Annotated in this window: 18 protein-coding genes; 1 reads left to right on the top strand and 17 read right to left on the bottom strand. The window is 55.1% G+C overall.

The window, feature by feature from the left end; all coding sequences use genetic code 11:
* Positions 1 to 13 precede the first annotated feature (13 nt).
* The 11 genes from POR16_RS20795 to POR16_RS20745 form a co-directional block, all read right to left on the bottom strand.
* Positions 14 to 382 carry a TIGR03745 family integrating conjugative element membrane protein gene (locus POR16_RS20795; protein ID WP_003435724.1) on the bottom strand — a complete coding sequence of 123 codons (369 nt, stop codon included), beginning with the start codon at positions 380 to 382 and terminating at the stop codon, positions 14 to 16.
* Between the two features lie 20 nt (positions 383 to 402).
* Complete coding sequence (locus POR16_RS20790; RefSeq protein WP_005895397.1) at positions 403 to 642, bottom strand: TIGR03758 family integrating conjugative element protein; 240 nt, start codon at positions 640 to 642, stop codon at positions 403 to 405.
* Complete coding sequence (locus tag POR16_RS20785) at positions 639 to 1,001, bottom strand: integrative conjugative element protein, RAQPRD family (RefSeq protein ID WP_003435727.1); 363 nt, start codon at positions 999 to 1,001, stop codon at positions 639 to 641. Before POR16_RS20785 ends, POR16_RS20790 begins: the two co-directional genes overlap by 4 nt.
* A 79-nt stretch (positions 1,002 to 1,080) precedes the next feature.
* Positions 1,081 to 1,413, bottom strand: coding sequence for a DUF4177 domain-containing protein (locus POR16_RS20780; RefSeq protein WP_005895401.1), 333 nt, complete (start codon positions 1,411 to 1,413; stop codon positions 1,081 to 1,083).
* Between the two features lie 9 nt (positions 1,414 to 1,422).
* Positions 1,423 to 2,886 (bottom strand): UvrD-helicase domain-containing protein, encoded by a 1,464-nt coding sequence (locus POR16_RS20775; RefSeq protein WP_005895404.1) that lies wholly within the window; start codon positions 2,884 to 2,886, stop codon positions 1,423 to 1,425.
* Between the two features lie 9 nt (positions 2,887 to 2,895).
* Positions 2,896 to 3,645, bottom strand: a complete 750-nt coding sequence (locus POR16_RS20770; RefSeq protein ID WP_003425101.1) for a TIGR03747 family integrating conjugative element membrane protein — start codon at positions 3,643 to 3,645, stop codon at positions 2,896 to 2,898.
* Between the two features lie 39 nt (positions 3,646 to 3,684).
* The gene (traD, locus tag POR16_RS20765; protein ID WP_005895408.1) at positions 3,685 to 5,844 is read right to left on the bottom strand and encodes a type IV conjugative transfer system coupling protein TraD; all 2,160 of its coding nucleotides are present in this window, start codon (positions 5,842 to 5,844) and stop codon (positions 3,685 to 3,687) included.
* 11 nt (positions 5,845 to 5,855) lie between these two features.
* Entirely contained in the window at positions 5,856 to 6,362 is a 507-nt protein-coding gene (locus POR16_RS20760; RefSeq protein WP_005895412.1) for an integrating conjugative element protein, read from the bottom strand.
* Positions 6,359 to 6,916: a lysozyme family protein gene (locus POR16_RS20755; protein ID WP_005895416.1), complete on the bottom strand. Its 558-nt coding sequence runs from the start codon at positions 6,914 to 6,916 to the stop codon at positions 6,359 to 6,361. The genes POR16_RS20760 and POR16_RS20755 overlap by 4 nt, the downstream gene beginning before the upstream one ends.
* Entirely contained in the window at positions 6,901 to 7,647 is a 747-nt protein-coding gene (locus tag POR16_RS20750; RefSeq protein WP_005895420.1) for a TIGR03759 family integrating conjugative element protein, read from the bottom strand. Before POR16_RS20750 ends, POR16_RS20755 begins: the two co-directional genes overlap by 16 nt.
* Before the next feature lie 8 nt (positions 7,648 to 7,655).
* Positions 7,656 to 8,366: a hypothetical protein gene (locus tag POR16_RS20745; protein ID WP_053932086.1), complete on the bottom strand. Its 711-nt coding sequence runs from the start codon at positions 8,364 to 8,366 to the stop codon at positions 7,656 to 7,658.
* Positions 8,367 to 8,621: 255 nt separating this feature from the next.
* Here POR16_RS20745 and POR16_RS20740 point away from each other — a divergent pair, with 255 nt between their 5' ends.
* On the top strand, positions 8,622 to 9,503 hold the full coding sequence (locus tag POR16_RS20740) for a FitA-like ribbon-helix-helix domain-containing protein (protein ID WP_003347777.1): 882 nt from the start codon (positions 8,622 to 8,624) through the stop codon (positions 9,501 to 9,503).
* A 159-nt stretch (positions 9,504 to 9,662) separates the two neighbouring features.
* Here POR16_RS20740 and POR16_RS20735 read toward each other — a convergent pair whose 3' ends face one another.
* The 6 genes from POR16_RS20735 to POR16_RS20710 all read right to left on the bottom strand — a co-directional run bounded on the left by POR16_RS20735 (position 9,663) and on the right by POR16_RS20710 (position 15,856).
* The gene (locus POR16_RS20735; protein WP_003347779.1) at positions 9,663 to 10,025 is read right to left on the bottom strand and encodes a hypothetical protein; all 363 of its coding nucleotides are present in this window, start codon (positions 10,023 to 10,025) and stop codon (positions 9,663 to 9,665) included.
* Positions 10,026 to 10,119: 94 nt separating this feature from the next.
* Entirely contained in the window at positions 10,120 to 12,378 is a 2,259-nt protein-coding gene (locus tag POR16_RS20730; RefSeq protein WP_005895430.1) for an SNF2-related protein, read from the bottom strand.
* A gap of 106 nt (positions 12,379 to 12,484) precedes the next feature.
* The gene (locus POR16_RS20725) at positions 12,485 to 13,936 is read right to left on the bottom strand and encodes a DUF6094 domain-containing protein (protein WP_005895433.1); all 1,452 of its coding nucleotides are present in this window, start codon (positions 13,934 to 13,936) and stop codon (positions 12,485 to 12,487) included.
* 29 nt (positions 13,937 to 13,965) lie between these two features.
* A complete protein-coding gene (locus POR16_RS20720; protein ID WP_005895435.1) occupies positions 13,966 to 14,565 on the bottom strand; it encodes a hypothetical protein in 600 nt (199 codons plus the stop codon).
* A 66-nt stretch (positions 14,566 to 14,631) separates the two neighbouring features.
* Positions 14,632 to 15,156 carry a hypothetical protein gene (locus POR16_RS20715; RefSeq protein WP_003425083.1) on the bottom strand — a complete coding sequence of 175 codons (525 nt, stop codon included), beginning with the start codon at positions 15,154 to 15,156 and terminating at the stop codon, positions 14,632 to 14,634.
* Positions 15,157 to 15,244: 88 nt separating this feature from the next.
* Positions 15,245 to 15,856, bottom strand: coding sequence for a DUF3275 family protein (locus tag POR16_RS20710; RefSeq protein WP_005895439.1), 612 nt, complete (start codon positions 15,854 to 15,856; stop codon positions 15,245 to 15,247).
* Positions 15,857 to 15,882: the final 26 nt, after the last annotated feature.

Raw genomic sequence — 15,882 nt, 5'->3', positions numbered from 1 at the left:
GAGCCTCTGCGACTTAAAGGATGTTGGTAGCGGTGGTGACCAGGTAGATCGTGACGCCAATCAGGCAAACACCGACGACGGCGGTACTGCCCAAGTCAGCCCATTTGGCCTTGCCCATGTGGATTTCGTGGTAGACGCCCAGCGCATGTCGCCCCACCAGAACGATGCCGAACGCGCACAAACATAGACCCAGTAGCATGAAGCCGTCGTAGGCATAGTTTTGGAAGGTCTGAAGAAAGCTGGTCCCAGTGCCGCGCGTGGGGGCTTGTGCACCCGGTAGGGCCGCAAAACTACTGCCAGGGGTAGCGGCCATCAGCAGGGCCGAAAAAGGCCGGCGTTTCAAAAAGGCACGTGCCTGAGTGAACAATGAATGCAGCGTCATCTTTATCTCCTTGGAAAAAATCAGCTCAACAACATGAAGGTCATGATCATGAACAGCACTGCCCAGCGAGCTGCGGAGGCAGCAGCAACCATTCGGTCTAGGTTTTGGGTCGCCCACCCCCGATAAATGCTTAGGAAGACCCAGACACCCCATAACGTGAGGATGCCCATAGCGATCCCCGTCCACAGCGTGTTGCTGTTGGCCGGTGAAAAGCCGGCAGCGGCCTGAAATGCACTGATTTGGGTGGAGGACATCGTCATGGCGTGTGTTCACCGCTGACGTTGTAATGGCCTGATAGCTCCACGGGGTCGCGGGGCTGAGCTCGGGAGGGCGACAGGTAGTCCTGCAGGCCCTGGCGGATGCGAGCTATGTCGCTGACTAACCTGGAGTAATCCAGGTGATAGCGCTGAGCCGATTCACTGGGCAGGTCAGCGCTGCGCTGTGCAACGGCCTCAAGCGCATTGAGCTGGCGAATCATCACTTCCACGTTGGCTTGCTCGGAAGCCGTGCCGGCTGCTCGGGCATGCGAGGAAAGCAGCGGTGTGCATATGAGGACTGCAGACAGGCAGATCTGCATGCTTGAAAACGCTGGTTTGATCGCGGGGAGTTTGATTTTCACGTCGCGGGCCTTGGAAGCTGTAGGAATCTATGTCCACAGCATGACGATCGGCCCGGATGGAATCAGTACGAAACCCTTTTTAGGTCTGAGGGGGTTTGTCCAATGAAGTTAAAGATGCAGTGCTGCGTTTGAAGAAGAACAAAAATCCGGTGCTGATCGCGTAACCGAACGCCCAGCCCTGTGCGTTTTGGTTGCCAATTTGTTCATGGCCACGATTGATCTGCTGAACGCTCACCAGCTCCCATCCTTCTCTGCCGTGGCGATTCAGTGCGGCCAGCGTTTCAGGGTTGCTCAAATATCCGTGGATGTCCGGTTCGGTAGTATCGTCCGTCGACTTGAACATCAGCACTCCGCTGGTAACGGTTTTGTAGGGGAGTGGGACGAAGGTCTGGGTGTATTCAAAAGTGGTCATGGGTCAGCCTCACGGAGTGGCCGCGATTACGGATCGGTTGTCTTTGAAGCGCTGCATGATGTCGATCACCAGCGAGTTGACGGCCAGAATCTTCATGGCTCGTGTGACAGCTACGTACAGAAGGTTCAGCTCATCGTCGCGTTTGCCGGCGTCGATGTCAGGGGAGAGCGGATCTGCAGAAAAGTCGTCATAAAGCCCAACGAAGTCCCACTCCAGACCTTTGGCTCTGTGCGCAGTGGTAAGGGTCACGGTTGCATCGAGCTCCGACGTGACAGATGCAGCACGCAGTTGCTCGATTCGTTGGGGCAGATCCGCATAGTTTTCGATGATTTTGATCGAGCGCAGCATCTCAGGATCCTGCGTGGCCTTCGCGATCACGACATACTGGTCGTAATCGGCATAGTCGGTCAGCAATTTGCGCTGCTGGACCTGGTCATTCATATGCCGGCTGAAATAGAACAGGTCCTCCAGATCGCGCAAGGAATAGCTGTCGATCCCTCCGATCCACTGCATGCGGTGGTTTTGGTTGACCAGGCGCAGCGCGTTCTCGATCACACCGCTCACAGTACGGTGCAGGTAGGTGCGGTGAGGGAGATCGTCCGGTAAGGCTCGTTTCACCAACGTCGGCTGTCCCAGGCCTTGCAGGGGGATCTTTTCACCCTTGAAGGAAAGGATGACGTTGGCCACGTAGGCAACAGCCGGTCCAAATCTGAAGCTCTGAGTCAGGAAGTGCTTCTCGGCGTCCTTCATCGCCGGGCTGTTTAAAGCATCCACAGCGCCTCTGAACCGATACAGCTGCTGATGCCGATCACCTACAGTGACTTGAGTTATTGTTTGGATCTGGACCAGATTCGCGATGACCGGGTTCACGTCCTGCCCTTCGTCGAGCAAAATCGCACCGAAACGCTGGCTCAGATCTGGCTGGCTCATCTGGTACAGCTTCAGATAGCCATCGTGCGTCATGGGGACTGAGCGATCGTTGATATCGACCATCTTCTGCCAAACGTCTCTGGTCAGGTTGAGCGCTTTACTCATGTACTGCTGCTGGACCGAGGTCAGTGTGCGGTTGCTCTGGAATCGCACAAAGTGGTCTTCCAGCAGCTCCAGATCCTTGCTGGCCATGAAGGCATTGAGGGTAGAAACGATATCTTTGGCCAGCTCCCAATCCTGGGTATTGATCGTCCTCGCGATGTCGGTCAAACGCAGATTGCCAGCCTGCTTGTGTTTGTATTGGCTGCCATAGACAGCGTAGGCGAGGCCGTGAGCTGTTTTGCAGGTCACATTGCGTGGAAACCGGTTCTTTGCCGCGATCTCAACGGCTTTGTTGTAGCAGAGGTAAAGCATTTTGACCGACGAGTTATGCGTGGCGTAACCGACGAGTGTTGTTGTCTTCCCGGTACCGGCAAACGCCTGGACCAGTAGTTTCTTCGCGAAGGAGTGAATAGCTGGCAGTTGTTCTTCTGTCCATTGCATGGAGGGCACCTAAAGGTATTTTTTGAAGCTGGAAGCCGTAATGCTGACCGCCAGGCCGAGCAGTGCCGCGCATGGCAGGAGCACTAGCAAAGGGCTCACGCTGAATGGCAGAGCCAGGTAAAGGCTCCAGGGGATGATCACCAGCGGCACCATCGTTGCTCGAGCTTTGTGATACAGGTAGCTGGACTCGCGGCCGGCACCGAACCGCCGCAAGTCTCTGCGCACCAGCCCGTCCACAAAACCAACAAATGCCGTCATCACAAATAACGGGATTGCGAGGGTCAGGATCACCAGGCGCACGCAAAACACCAGTGTCGTGTAGAGCGCAGCAAGGCCGTAATCCTGAAACTTGCTGACTCCCACACCGAGCATGTAGCGCATATCAAAACCGCGTGATCGTTGTCCTGTCGCAGCATAATCAGAGGTGTGTTGAACCCAGTCCTGAAGCCCAGTCTTCACCACCAGCCAGTCATACGTGGTTTGAACCAGCCATGTAGCTGTTCGGCCAGGCTCTTGAACAACCACACTCTGCAGGAACCCCTTAGAGAGCCAGCTGAGTTCATGATCGAGCATTGCGCGAGCGTGCTGCCAACCGGCCTCCGGCCAGAAAAAGTACATGCAGATCCATTCGACGATAATGGCTCCCCCCAGAGAGAGGAACATTACTGCCGCGAATCGGAAGGGCAGGGTGAAGAGAGAACCTATGAACGACTGTTCGTGGTCTTGTTGCTGTTTCGCGCGATCGGCAACGTCAGCCATATCAGATGCCCCCTTGCCGATCGCTCAACCCGCCGAGAGTCATGCCGCATCCTCAGGTGCAACAGCGATTTTTTTGAAGTCGTCGAGCAGATCTGCAGGCAGCGACTCGTTTAGCGTCTGATAACCGGGCGCTGACCACCAGCCAGTGTCGTCGACCTTGCCCACCTGATACGTCTGACGCATGCTTTCCGCCAAGGCCTGCAGATCTGCCGGCATTACTTCATCAGGATCATGGCCAGGCAAAGGCATTCTGATTTTCCACAGATTGCCGCCTTCCATGAGCGCAAAGCATTGGCCCTTGGGCAGGCCGACGACATGCGCTGGCTCAATCATTGGCACGCTGACCTGCTGCACCTGGTCATGACTGGATGATGTGAACGCGGTATTGCCCGTTGCACTGTCATTCGCCGAGCTGGCCGGGGTGGATGTGAAAACCTGAACCTTAGGCAACTGGTTTGTAAGCAGCTCGGCGGTGGACGTTTCGCGGACGCGCAGCATGAACACGTTGTTGAAGTTACCGATCACCTGGCCAGCCTTGGCCTTGTTGCCGATCTTCGCTTCGATATCGCTCATTGTCTGGGTGTAGGCAGTCACCTGCATGCCGGCACCACCACCCTTGTTGATCATCGGAATGAATTCCTCACCCATCAGCTCGTTGAACTCATCGGCATGGAGGTTGATAGGCACTTTGGTGCCAGGGACGCCGCCCGGTAGTCCGTCGTCGACACCGAACTTGTAGATATGGCCAGCGACCGAGACCAGGTCGGAGAACATAGAGTTGCCGACGGCAGCGGCGACCTCTGTGTCCGACAAGGCGTCCAGGCCGATATAAACCACGGCCTTTTTGCGGACCACCTGCATCCAGTCAAAGATCGGTCGAGGATCGTTCACGTCCTGATAGTCCGGCGAGATCAGTTCCGCCATGCGGCCTGTTGTCAGCTTCTCAAGCAGTGGCAGCAGCGAGGCGACGATTTTGTCGAAATAGGTCTTGTCGTAGCGGACCGCGCTGCGCAGTCCATCCATAACTGGATCTGCCACGCGCGTCTGAGACAGGTATTGATCGATTGCCACCACACGGAACGGCCGGCCCTTCATGTTGAACGGTACGTTTTTTTCGTTGAGCTTGCCTTCAATAGCGACGATCGCCTCCCAGGCCTTTGGATCATATTCATCAAAGTATTTAGAGGCATACTCCTGGAAGATCCCTTCGATGTTGATCACGTGCTGCTGGATCTGCAGGTAGTCAGGTCGACGGCCCAGCGCGACGAGGGCTCTTGCGATGATGTTCACGAATCGCCAAGCGAATTCACGGAATGCTGCTGAGTTACCTTCCCCGGAGAGTTGCCCAGCGATCCTGGTGGCCACCTCTGAAATCCGCCCAAAACGCCCAACGGCGTTGTAGCGTGCCGAGTGATCTGGCCAGCCCAGGTGGAACACATAAAATTCGTTCAGGCGGCCGGCGCGTTTGGCTTCGAGATACATGCGCTTGAGCAAATCTGCATCGCCCTTTGGATCAAAGACGATGACGACCTCGTGCTTGCCGTGCTTTTTCCGCCGAATGTCCTGAGTGATGAACAATTCAGCCAGGCGCGTTTTTCCGACACGGGTGGTGCCCAGAACAATCGAATGGCCTACTCGCTCGCCCAACGGGAGAGAGACGTTCTCCTCGTATGGCTCGATGCCGTGCAGCCTTGGCAAGCCGCCTACGGGTGGCAGAGGTCGCACAGGGTTGATGGGCACGTCCCATGATGTTGCTCTGGCCAGAAGCCGGACAGGGTATGGAGCGAACTCAGCTCTCTCCTCAAAGCGACGCGCTGCGCGGAACAGTGAGGTGGCCTCAACGTAGCTGGCGTACTTCGGCAGGTAAGTGTCCATCAGCCGCTGGGTATGGCGCTGCTGCCAACGGAAGCCAAGACCGATGAAGAGACGTTGATTGCTCACCGGCACTTCTTTACTGGTCATCGTGTAATGAGGCAGTCGACGGATGTTTCGACGATAGCGCAGCACCTGCCAAGCTTGTTTCAGACGCACTAAGCCCAAAGCGAGAAAGCCCGCGGAGGTCACGATGCCGAACAGCGGAGTAAGCGCAAACGCCCAGGGAGCGAACACGCACAGGAATGCACCTGCAGCGCACACGTACACGGTGTACAGCTCTACAGCGGGTCTGAGAAGTGATTCAATGGCGTAATCGTGAGCCATAACCCGACCTCCTATTGCTCGATGGCGGTTGGGGTGATCAACACCGGATAGTGATTCAGGCCGAGTCGTTGAGAAAGCTCGTCACCTGATGCGGGGGACACGAGAGCGTCGGGCAACCAACTCCTGACTACGGCAAGTCGTTCTGGTGTGGCCACGTTGACCACCAGTCCTACGGCCTGCATCTGCTTCAGCACCGCACCGCGTTCTTGTAGCCATCGGCGTGAAGTTTCATCGTCCCCGACCAGGAACAAAGGCTGCAGGCCTGGCGCGTTGATGATTCGGCCCTGAACTGTCCCCGGAGTCATTCGAGTGGTGCGTACCGGCAATCCCTGTGCTGCTACAGGATCCAGTTGCGAGGTCAGGTCATTTGAGACAGAAGAGGACGGCTCGGGATTGAGAGATCGATAGTAAGGCAGCGCTGAGTCACCACCTTTGTCTTCAACCACGGTGAGCTCTGCAGCTTGGCAGATCATAAATGGCAGGCAGAGCGCTGCGCCGAGGATCACTGATCGAGTCATGGATTGGTCACCAGCATTTGGATGCCGGTTACCCGGCTGAGATGTTTGGCAAAGGCCTTGCGGTAATTGGCTGCTGGAGCGCCGCCGGCAGGGCGGTGATAGCGTCCGGCTACGGTGATCCAGTCACCGCCAAGCGCGCGCAGTTCGGCGAGCATTTGTGCAGCTACATCGAGGTTCTTGTAGGGATTGAGCGCGTCGCACGGATTGCTTGATTTAAATCTCTGGCCGTTCCAGCCCATGTTGACCTGACCTAATCCGACGTCGACCCGCTTGGGACCCGCCTGCGCAAGTGCGATGATAAGTGCGGTGCAGGCATCGGCACGGGTTGCAAAACGATAACTAGCGCCGGCAACGTTCAGCGTCCAAGGCCACGGGACCAGTTGGCCCCGCAGTGGGGTCCCACTTTCCTGCAGTGCCACCGAGTAGAGCACTTCCGACGGAATGTTCGCTGCGCGGGCAGCCAACTGATAAGCCGGCGGGGGAAGCTCGGCTGCATGGCTTGTCAACACGAAGCACAGCAGGGCAAAGCCTGCCCACGTCACTGACGCAGCCATTGCCCATTCACCTCTCGCACAACGGCCGGTAACTCGCCACCCAAGCTAAGGCCAAGCCAACGTCCACCGTCATGGTTGAGGGTGATTTGTCGGGTTCTGACATTCGCAGGGTCGATCCCCGAGACAATCGCCCAGTTGCGAATTCGCTCATCGTCGTTCTGGCTACCCACCATGTACACGTCAAACGGCTGTTTCTGAGCTTGAAGGGCCTTAACCCGAACTGAGCACTCCGGGCAATCGTCCTTGACGAACACTGCCAATCGGCCATTGCCTTGGTTAGCAGGGCTCGCGGTCGCACCTTGGGACGCCGAACTGGCGATAGGCATCAGATTGGGATAGAGGCGTTTGAAGGCATCGTCATATGCGCGTTGATACGCCAATTCTTTTGCCGTGCGCTGCGCCTCGGCTTTGACCTGGAGCTCTGCATACCGCCGGCGCTCTTCATCATTGCGGGCTTCGATGCCTAATGCAGTCAGCGGATCCAGCCCGGGGGAATACACACCTCGTGAACTCTGCATCAGAGTTTGATAGCGCTGCCATTCCTGAGGACTGAGGTTCCAGTCTCGTGCCAGCATCTCGTCGCTCGATTGCGACTGGCTGTCCAGCAAAGCGCTCTGGTGCTCTCTGCTGGTGGACTGTGCGGAGCTGTTGGTTGCAGCGTTGGCCATGCCAGCTGCTGTGATCAGGATGACTCCCGTCAGTGTGAACATTCGCAGGTTGTAAACGATCATGTGAACCTCTAAGGGCGCAGGGGCAGAATGCGGGTTGAGCCGTTGATGCTGAACAGGGCGCGTGAATCATCCAGGCTGTTGAGCTGCCAGTTGCTCCCCGCGACCATGTCGCCCGGGCGTATCAGGTTCAGTTGACTCAGTTGAGTGCTGCCAGGCGGGGCAACTGACAAGAAACGTTCGCCTCCGCGATACTCCACACCCACTACCGAAAACGGTGGAGGAGCCTCCGGAACTTTGCTTTGTGCTGTTGATTTGCGGGAGGGGGGGGGAGTCTTTGGCTTGGCTGCCGAGATTTGAACAGATGCTGGTTTAGCCGCACGCAGGTCCTGAAGTTTTACCTGCAGCTCCTCGATCCGAGCGTTCATGACCACAACCTCTTGCATTGACGCACCCTGTTGGGCAGCGTCCTTCGCCGCCTCCTGCACCTGCTTCAGGAGGGCTTGAACGGCATCGATGCGGTTGGAAAGAGCCTGCTGGCCAGCCCTGAAATCATCTATGGTCACGGACTTCAGCTGGCTGGCAGCATCGAGCCGGTCATCCACGCCATTGATGCGTTGGGTAATGGCGTTGACGGTTTCCAGGTTCGCAGCTGATTCAAAACCTGTCTTCAGGTGGAGAATCTGCCACTGCTGGTAAACCAGCATGCAGATCAGGACGATCAGGGCCAGGATTTGCAGTACGGTGGCGCGGGAAAGAGAAGGGCGCAGTGGCAGCTTCATGGAGGACCTCACTCAAGATGTGAGGCACGTTCGCAAAATCAAAGACCTGAAGCAGCTGGAAACCGTATTTCAGTCGGAATGGGTTTTAGGGATAGCCTGAGTATTCAGATAAATTTGGCTGACAACTTGGATTGGCTACCGGCTTCTGCCTTTAGATTACCGACGAGGTGGCCGTCCTAGGTGCTGATACTCATATTGTTGTGTATGATGGCGTCAAAATGACGCCTAATTGACACAAGACCACTGAGGTGCGGTATGAGTAGAATTAGCATTAGAGACCTGCCTGAGTCGATCCACCAGTTGATCAGCACGTCTGCAGAGAGGAATCATCGCTCTGTGGAGGGTGAGATCAGGCATGCATTAGTTCTGTACGCCACAAGTCTGGACAAGCAAAAGCCTGATGTCCATGAGACGTCCGCGCAGATCTGGCAGAGAGGCGTGGGGCAGCGACTGAACGAGCTATTTCAACGTCTGCGCTCTGATGATTTTTTTCCTTACGGTGTAAATGACGACGCCCCACACATTGCAAGTTATATTAACGAAGCATCCCCGCTAGCATTATTAGATTGTCTCGATGGTCGAGGTGAAATGAACTTTGATATGTTTGACCGGATTGTTCAATGGTCCGGTTGTAGCTCAACTTGGCTCTTAAGTGGCAAGGGCAGCATGTTTTTAGTTCCCGACATAGGAAGTTCATATAGCAGGTTTTTTGTAAATGATTCCGATAAAGCTGAGGACATAAATTTCTATTTGATCAGAGTAGGGGGAGGCAGAGCTGACGGGCTTATCCTTTGCATAAAACATGATACAGTGAAAAATGTTTACTCATCTGGCTATATGTATTCGAATTTCCATCTCCGCTCGGGCATGGGTGCCACAGGCAGTGGAAACCTAAAGGAGTTTATTAGATTTTTGAAAATAAACTGCTCAAAATACCGTTTAATAGATCGAAATTTTCAAGAGGCCGGACTTGAGGGTGAGATAGATTTACATCATCCTATGTGGTATGTACGCCGGGCCACTCAAGCCAGTTGGCTAATGAGTTTGTTCAGAGGCGAAGATCCTGATGATTGGTTAAAAGGATACATCTGGGATGACGTGGCGCAGTTGCCCTTCGGTGGGCATCCAGCAGAATGAGAAAAATTCAGGCTCACGCCTCCAGTACCGACCACAAGATTAAAGCGGTTCACTAATCGCGACTGATCTGGAATGCTATTTGCCATGAGCTTCCCCTGGGCATCGTTGCTCCATCAGACGCTACTATCAATCTAGCATCTCTTGGAGCAACCTATTCAATTAGATCAGGGCATAGAAGTCTGCTGTGTACGAATTCGATTTGCCTTCGTTAAAATTCACTTCAATTGTATGTGTGTGCAAGTTGTGACTAGGTAGCTCACAGCCTGTCAACATGAAGACAGTATCGTTCAATGGTGCGCCGAAAGTAAAAGCGTGATCTCGTTCATTAAGATTTGCGAGTGGCGAAGAACAATAGCTTTCGACTTCTTTTTGTATGTTCTTCCAAATGTATTCTTCCGCTTGCTCTGGGGAGAGATTATAGAAGGGGTTATGACTCTCGGGCAATGCTTGCGATCTGGCGACGATTTTTTGTATGACTCGCTCAAATGTGTCATTCGCGATCCAGATTGTGACTGTTTTCATATCCCACACCTATAAATAAATCCGAATAATTTGATGTGTTGCTTTAGCAGGTTACTTAATCTGAACGAAAAATGCCACCCGAAGGTGGCAATGTTCAAGCGTTGATAAGTTGTCTTGCCAAAGCCATTTCTACTGAATCACCATCCTGGTTCAGTGAATCCAATCCAGACTCTGGAACATCTCCTGAAGTGCTCTGTGATACGGCGATTTTCTTGGCCATCAGTTGCAGGCAGGTGATCTGAGAACTGCCGATGTAGCCGAAAAAGATCACCCGGACGTCCTGCTTCTGTCCGATCCTCCATGAGCGCCTTGCCGCCTGTTGCACCGTGTAGACGTTGTAACCCGTCTGCATGAACGCAATGGTCGGAAAGTCCAGCAGGTCCAGACCTGTTTTTACGAGCTCCGGGTTGGTGATCAGTACGTCGACGCCTCGATCAACCTGGTCAAGGATCCAGTCCTCGCGCCTGGCGGTGTCCACTGATGCACGCAGCACTGCCACCTTCAGCCCCGATTGCTCGAGCACCCGCTTCATGCGGCTCGTGGTGTCTCTGGTACCCGTGTAAACCGAGTAGGCCAGAACCTTGCGGTTCCGGGCTTTTTCAGCAAGACATAGGTCCAGAAGGGCCTGTTCCTTCGGCATGAGCTCGTCGTCATCGAAGACCGACGGCACGAAAGCCAACGTGTCTCTGGATCGAGGATGTTTTACCACCTCAGGTCGAAAGCAGCAGTCCGGCCATGCCAACAGCACGTTCAACACCACCCCTAACAGCGTCGTATCTCTTCGGGCCAGCGCCTGCCGAAGCTCGACGGTCAATGTCTGGGCAAGCTTACGGTGAGCCGCCTCCTGGTCTGGAGACATCGGTACGTCAATGAACTCCTCCCGGTAACCAGGTAGCACGTTGCCGCCGATATCCTTGAGTTTCAGGAACACAGTGAAGGGTAGAACGAAGCGGTGAATGCCTTTCGGGCCGAACCCCGGAGCTTTGACCGTCCGCACTGAGAGTTTCTTGCCTTTGGCAGTCTTGTGAGAACTGCCATCACGCTCGGTGTAGATATCCTTCAGTACCCCGTGATCCCGCATAAAAGACATCGCCGCCGGCGCCATGCTTCCTCGCGCGTTGGGCTGATAGCCGTCCTCGATCATACGTCTGGTGAGGATTCGGAACAGGAGATAGAACAGATCGTCTGCATACCCGCCCATCAGAGTGCCGGTCAGCAGCACAGTCTTTCGTGCTTTGGCTGCGAGCACGCCCATAGCCTGACCTTGTGCTGATCCACTGTTTTTGTACTCGTGCCCCTCGTCCACGACCAGTAGGTCGAAGCATCCATCAGGCAGGTAGCGCTTGATGAACTCGGTGGGTTGGTAACCCCCCTCGCCGAACCCGAACTCGATGTTGGCCATCGCACGCTCCATGCGCTTGGCCTGGCGGTCGCTGAAGATGAAATTGCCTTTGGCGTCCATCAGGTTGATGAACTCAGAGACATTGTCCAGAAGCATCGAGGCGAGAAAGTCTTCGCCGAAGTCAGATAAAAGCCGTTCTGCACGAACAGGTCCGATTGTAGGGATGCGACACATCGACTTTAGGATCGTGTTACGGCGGCTGCCGCCATCCGATTTGCCCGGACGCATCAGCGTCCATAAAGCGGCATCACAGTGGTCGCAGCGTCGACGTCGCTCTTCACGCTGAAATTCCTCAGCAGTGATCAGATTGCCTTCCTGGTCCTGGAGCAGACGTCCACAATCTGGACACGCTGCCAGGCTCCTACCACCGCCGGCACGTCGTTGCCAAAAGGCCAGACGCCAGTGGAACCCCATCCGCATCCGCACACGGCCGAGAATAAAGAACTCTTGACGTCCGTCGTAGGTATCACCCAGTTGATCGCGCAGCTTCAGCAGCTTGACCAGGGTATCCGGTCCGTTGAGCACCCAGACGCGAGCGTCAGGGATGGTTTCGAGGATCTCGCGCCGCCACTTGTAGACCAGGTGCGGAGGCGCGATGACCATCGTCCTGCGATAACCAGCTCCATGCATGACTGCAGCGAGAGCGATGGCCATCATTGTTTTGCCTGTCCCCATCTCGGCATTGATGATGCCAGCCTGCTCATTCTGATCGAGCAAAAGCGCGGCAATTGCCTGGACCACTTGAGCTTGGGCAGGGAAGGGCTGTCGTTTGAGGCCTTCCAGCACCCACTGCCGAGCCGGATTGTCGATGCCGGCGTAGACCGGTGGGTTGGAGCGGTTGAGTGACTCCAGGAGTTCGTCGCCAAACTCTTCGATAAACTCAGTGAGCCCGATGTTCAAAGTTGGCACACAAGGGTGGCCTGCAGGCGCAGCCAAAGGCAGGTCGTTCATGATGTTTCTCCACTATTGGGTTAAACAGGGCATGCACGACACCACCAAGGGTATTGTTCATACCCTGAGGTGCGGTTAGATGATTGAAAGGTCTTGGTAAAGTTTCTTAGTAGTCAGATGGCAACATGACTGTTGTTGCTGAGCGATCAGACTCGGTAATGATCCAGAGTCTGGTCTCATCCTCTGCGTCGATGTCATACCCTGAAAACAATCGACCTTCAGCACTCAGTGCTTGCTGATTGCTGTCCCAGTCGTCGTTTGGAATCTCGCCCCAATCGCCCGTCGCGTGACGCTTTAGGTACTGCATCACGTCGAGAGAGTTGTTTTCGAGCAGACTTTGAACGCTATGCGTGAGCACCACACGGCCCAGTGCAAATAAAGCGTCCTGGCTACGTGCTTCAGTGTTTGAGGTGGTTTCGTGTGCCGCTGGTGTTGTCGCATCCGAGCTGATGGTCAGTGCGCACCCGAGATAGGATGAGCCTGGCGTCATGTCCCATGCCCGGATTCTGGGCACAAAACGATCAGTCAAGATCCGTGTCTCGAAAACGTTGCCGTTCTCGTCCTCGGTGAATTCGGTCTTGGGAACCTTATCCTTGTAAGTGTCGCCTTTGAGCACCAGGACACGCCCGGAACGAGAGGTCACTACACCAGTTATGGCTCCAGCAGCGAGTGCCAGTGCCAAGTGCCACCGTGAAAGTGCCTTCACCGGGGCCCGCGGTTGAGCGCCAGTCTGGCCAAAGTGCAGCGTGAAATCAGGCCATAGGCCTCTCAGACGAAGAACCTCTTCACTGAATTGCTCGGGTTCAAGAGTGATTCGGTAGAAGTGTTCCAGGTCATTAACGATCGGTAGGACAGCGTATTGCTCCCATGGCCAAGATGCCGGTAGCAGATCAGCAGCTTGCTCCCCGGATCCGATTGCCCGCAAATGCTCACGCATCGCAGCCACTTCCCGGGGGCTTGCCAGATCCTGACGGCGCACCCTGATTCCGAATATCACGACCTGTTTGAACGTCCGGTCTACCGCGGCGCAGATCCGCAGCCCGGTAAAGTGATTGGTGAGCCAGCCACACAGCTCGTCGTCCAGCACGTAGTGAGGAACGATGAATACCATCACCCCTCCGTACTGAAGCAACGGCAGTGACCGTTGGTAAAATGCCTTCTCCAGCCTTTTGCGGCCGCTACCCTGGTACTGTGAAGCGCCAGACTGATCAGCGACCAGATCCCCGTAAGGAGGGTTGAGCCAGAGCAGTCCGAAGGACTGTCGAGAGATCATGGTGTCCATCAAGTCACCCTGCAGCACTCGGTCCAGCACCGTTTTCGAGTGATCAGCGCGCTCTTTGTCGTACTCAACCGCATACGTCTCTGTTCGGTCTCGCTCCAGTCGGTGTGCGACCTCAGCCAAAGCCACTCCTTCTCCCGAGCACGGATCAAGAATCCGCATCCGTCCCGAGGTCGCCGGCAACAATGCCTGCAGAGTGCGCTCCAGAGTCAGTTCGTCAGTCGGGTAATAGCCGTTGCGTGCAAAATTACGGGCAAGCCGTGAGAACATCAAAGCCATGGTTGGCTCCTTGGACTGGTGGGCGTGAACTACGCCGTAACTTCAGTGGTGAGTTTCCCTGCGCGAATGAGTTCGCCGAGAGCTTTTTCGAGCACGTCCAGCTGCAGCGACAAACGCCAGGCTGTCACCGAGCCAATAGCTCCCGGTAGCGGGTGCAACATGTTGTGCGCAGTAAGGACCTCCATCACCGGCTCACGCCAATGTGGAAGGAACGGAAGAGGGCAAGTGTCTACGATCAGCGGCCACAACCTATCGAACGGGTCTTGGGCTTGATTGATGAGCGCGTAAGCAGAATGGTTTGCTCTATCCGGCTGCGAGCAACGCTGATCGAACAGCCATAAGTGCAGCAGGCTGCCGAAGAGCGTTCCGCGAAGCTGGCGAGTGGCGCGTTTTTCCAACAGATCCGTATCAGGGAACACCGGGATGCGTTGGTCATTCATGACGATGTGGAACTGGTCCAGGCCGTTCTCGGTGGTACCGAGTGTGAGTCTGGCCAGAAACTCCTGCATGGCCGTGTCGCGGCCCCAGGCTGATAGAAATATCAGGTTTCGCTGCTCGTCACAGACGCACGCGTCGACGTACAGATCCGGGCATTCTTCGATGTGAAAGAGTTGAGTGCGGTTCGGCATTAGGTCCTCCAAAACAGGAGGGGAACCGCCCTGAGGGGCGGTGATGCCCCTCGGGATTCAATGTGTTTAGCGGATAAACTCGGGTTTATCGATTGCCGCCCGAGTTTGTTCTTCTGTCTCGTACTGCCAGCGACCATCAACGAACGCATCGCGGTCGAAGTCGTAAACTTCAAACATGACGTTTTTGTCGCATGGGTTTAGATGGGTGCAATATAGCTCACCCTCTGAATTCAAACCGGCTGCCCAGTGAGCCCCCAGTTTGAGTCGGTAACCCGGTCGACTCTTCAGCAGCATCGTGTATATCTCTAAGATCTGATCGAAACTCAAAGGCTCAGCAGCCACGAGTTTTTTCTCAAGCGGATCGAAGGTTACGGTGTTTGTTTGATACAACGGGCTTTGCCCAGCAATGAATATCTCGCATCGGAAGCGCGGTCGCATTGCTATGGCCGCGTCTGCCTGTTCTACGGTCAAGTCAAGTTCGTCGACCAGAATGTTCCAGATTTCTGAGTCAGGCGCTTCTTCGTTGTTGGTGAGTTGATCCTCAATGATATCCAGGATCGCTTTCTTGATATTTATGAAAAGCGGATGCATGTGATGCTCCTTCAGTTAGTAATGAGGAGCACCCATGAGGGAGCCCTCAGGGGATGTAAAAGTAGAAAACGCTCAGTTCTGAGCAAGGTCAATGAGTGCTGAGATTCCAAATCTGCAGCTTGAAGTCAAGCTCATACCCGAGCTCGCCAAGGCGAACACATTGTTGCCGCAGACGCTTACGGTCTACAGTTGTGTCCAGCTTGACTGAACGTCCAATCGGCCAGATTGTGCCGAACAGCTCTGCATCAGCCTCATGTGCGGTGACCTGTTTCTCAGGCTCGGATCTCGTCATCCCGAACGGTGCGTCACTGCCAGCAGAAACTGATCTTCTCGGAGCTGTTTGAATAGTCGGGCGAGGTTTGGTTGACGACGAGCCTCCCGAGGCTTCTTCGTCGAGTGGGTCAGTTTCGTTGTTGGACAGCCTCTCAGCCTCGTCTGCGCTCAGGTTGGCCACATCGTCCAAAGACATGCTGTCCAGCCTGGCGCGGACTTCGACCACTAATCTGCCGCCGTTTGTGTAGTAGGAGGGACGAATTTCGGTGATAACAAAATCACCTCGATATTTGCCCTCGTGGTACTGGTCCAGCAGCGCGTCCTTGATAACGAACTCACCGATGGACGTCGAAAGTCGCCCAACGTTGAAAGCGCCGTTGCGACCGCTGATGGTGCGTATGGCCAAATAGCCGGGCAGGTTGATCATGACTACTCCGGATTATCGGGCAGGCC

It is taken from the genome of Pseudomonas coronafaciens pv. oryzae str. 1_6 (assembly GCF_000156995.2).
Classification (GTDB): Bacteria; Pseudomonadota; Gammaproteobacteria; order Pseudomonadales; family Pseudomonadaceae; genus Aquipseudomonas; species Aquipseudomonas tremae.
This window is presented reverse-complemented; position numbering and strand designations above follow the sequence as displayed.

Bases quoted from the DNA above. Each gene is read 5' to 3' on its own strand.
- POR16_RS20795 (WP_003435724.1), bottom strand. From the start codon at position 382: ATGACGCTGCATTCATTGTTCACTCAGGCACGTGCCTTTTTGAAACGC.
- POR16_RS20790 (WP_005895397.1), bottom strand. From the start codon at position 642: ATGACGATGTCCTCCACCCAAATCAGTGCATTTCAGGCCGCTGCCGGC.
- POR16_RS20780 (WP_005895401.1), bottom strand. From the start codon at position 1,413: ATGACCACTTTTGAATACACCCAGACCTTCGTCCCACTCCCCTACAAA.
- POR16_RS20775 (WP_005895404.1), bottom strand. From the start codon at position 2,886: ATGCAATGGACAGAAGAACAACTGCCAGCTATTCACTCCTTCGCGAAG.
- POR16_RS20770 (WP_003425101.1), bottom strand. From the start codon at position 3,645: ATGGCTGACGTTGCCGATCGCGCGAAACAGCAACAAGACCACGAACAG.
- traD (WP_005895408.1), bottom strand. From the start codon at position 5,844: ATGGCTCACGATTACGCCATTGAATCACTTCTCAGACCCGCTGTAGAG.
- POR16_RS20760 (WP_005895412.1), bottom strand. From the start codon at position 6,362: ATGACTCGATCAGTGATCCTCGGCGCAGCGCTCTGCCTGCCATTTATG.
- POR16_RS20755 (WP_005895416.1), bottom strand. From the start codon at position 6,916: ATGGCTGCGTCAGTGACGTGGGCAGGCTTTGCCCTGCTGTGCTTCGTG.
- POR16_RS20750 (WP_005895420.1), bottom strand. From the start codon at position 7,647: ATGATCGTTTACAACCTGCGAATGTTCACACTGACGGGAGTCATCCTG.
- POR16_RS20745 (WP_053932086.1), bottom strand. From the start codon at position 8,366: ATGAAGCTGCCACTGCGCCCTTCTCTTTCCCGCGCCACCGTACTGCAA.
- POR16_RS20740 (WP_003347777.1), top strand. From the start codon at position 8,622: ATGAGTAGAATTAGCATTAGAGACCTGCCTGAGTCGATCCACCAGTTG.
- POR16_RS20735 (WP_003347779.1), bottom strand. From the start codon at position 10,025: ATGAAAACAGTCACAATCTGGATCGCGAATGACACATTTGAGCGAGTC.
- POR16_RS20730 (WP_005895430.1), bottom strand. From the start codon at position 12,378: ATGAACGACCTGCCTTTGGCTGCGCCTGCAGGCCACCCTTGTGTGCCA.
- POR16_RS20725 (WP_005895433.1), bottom strand. From the start codon at position 13,936: ATGGCTTTGATGTTCTCACGGCTTGCCCGTAATTTTGCACGCAACGGC.
- POR16_RS20720 (WP_005895435.1), bottom strand. From the start codon at position 14,565: ATGCCGAACCGCACTCAACTCTTTCACATCGAAGAATGCCCGGATCTG.
- POR16_RS20715 (WP_003425083.1), bottom strand. From the start codon at position 15,156: ATGCATCCGCTTTTCATAAATATCAAGAAAGCGATCCTGGATATCATT.
- POR16_RS20710 (WP_005895439.1), bottom strand. From the start codon at position 15,856: ATGATCAACCTGCCCGGCTATTTGGCCATACGCACCATCAGCGGTCGC.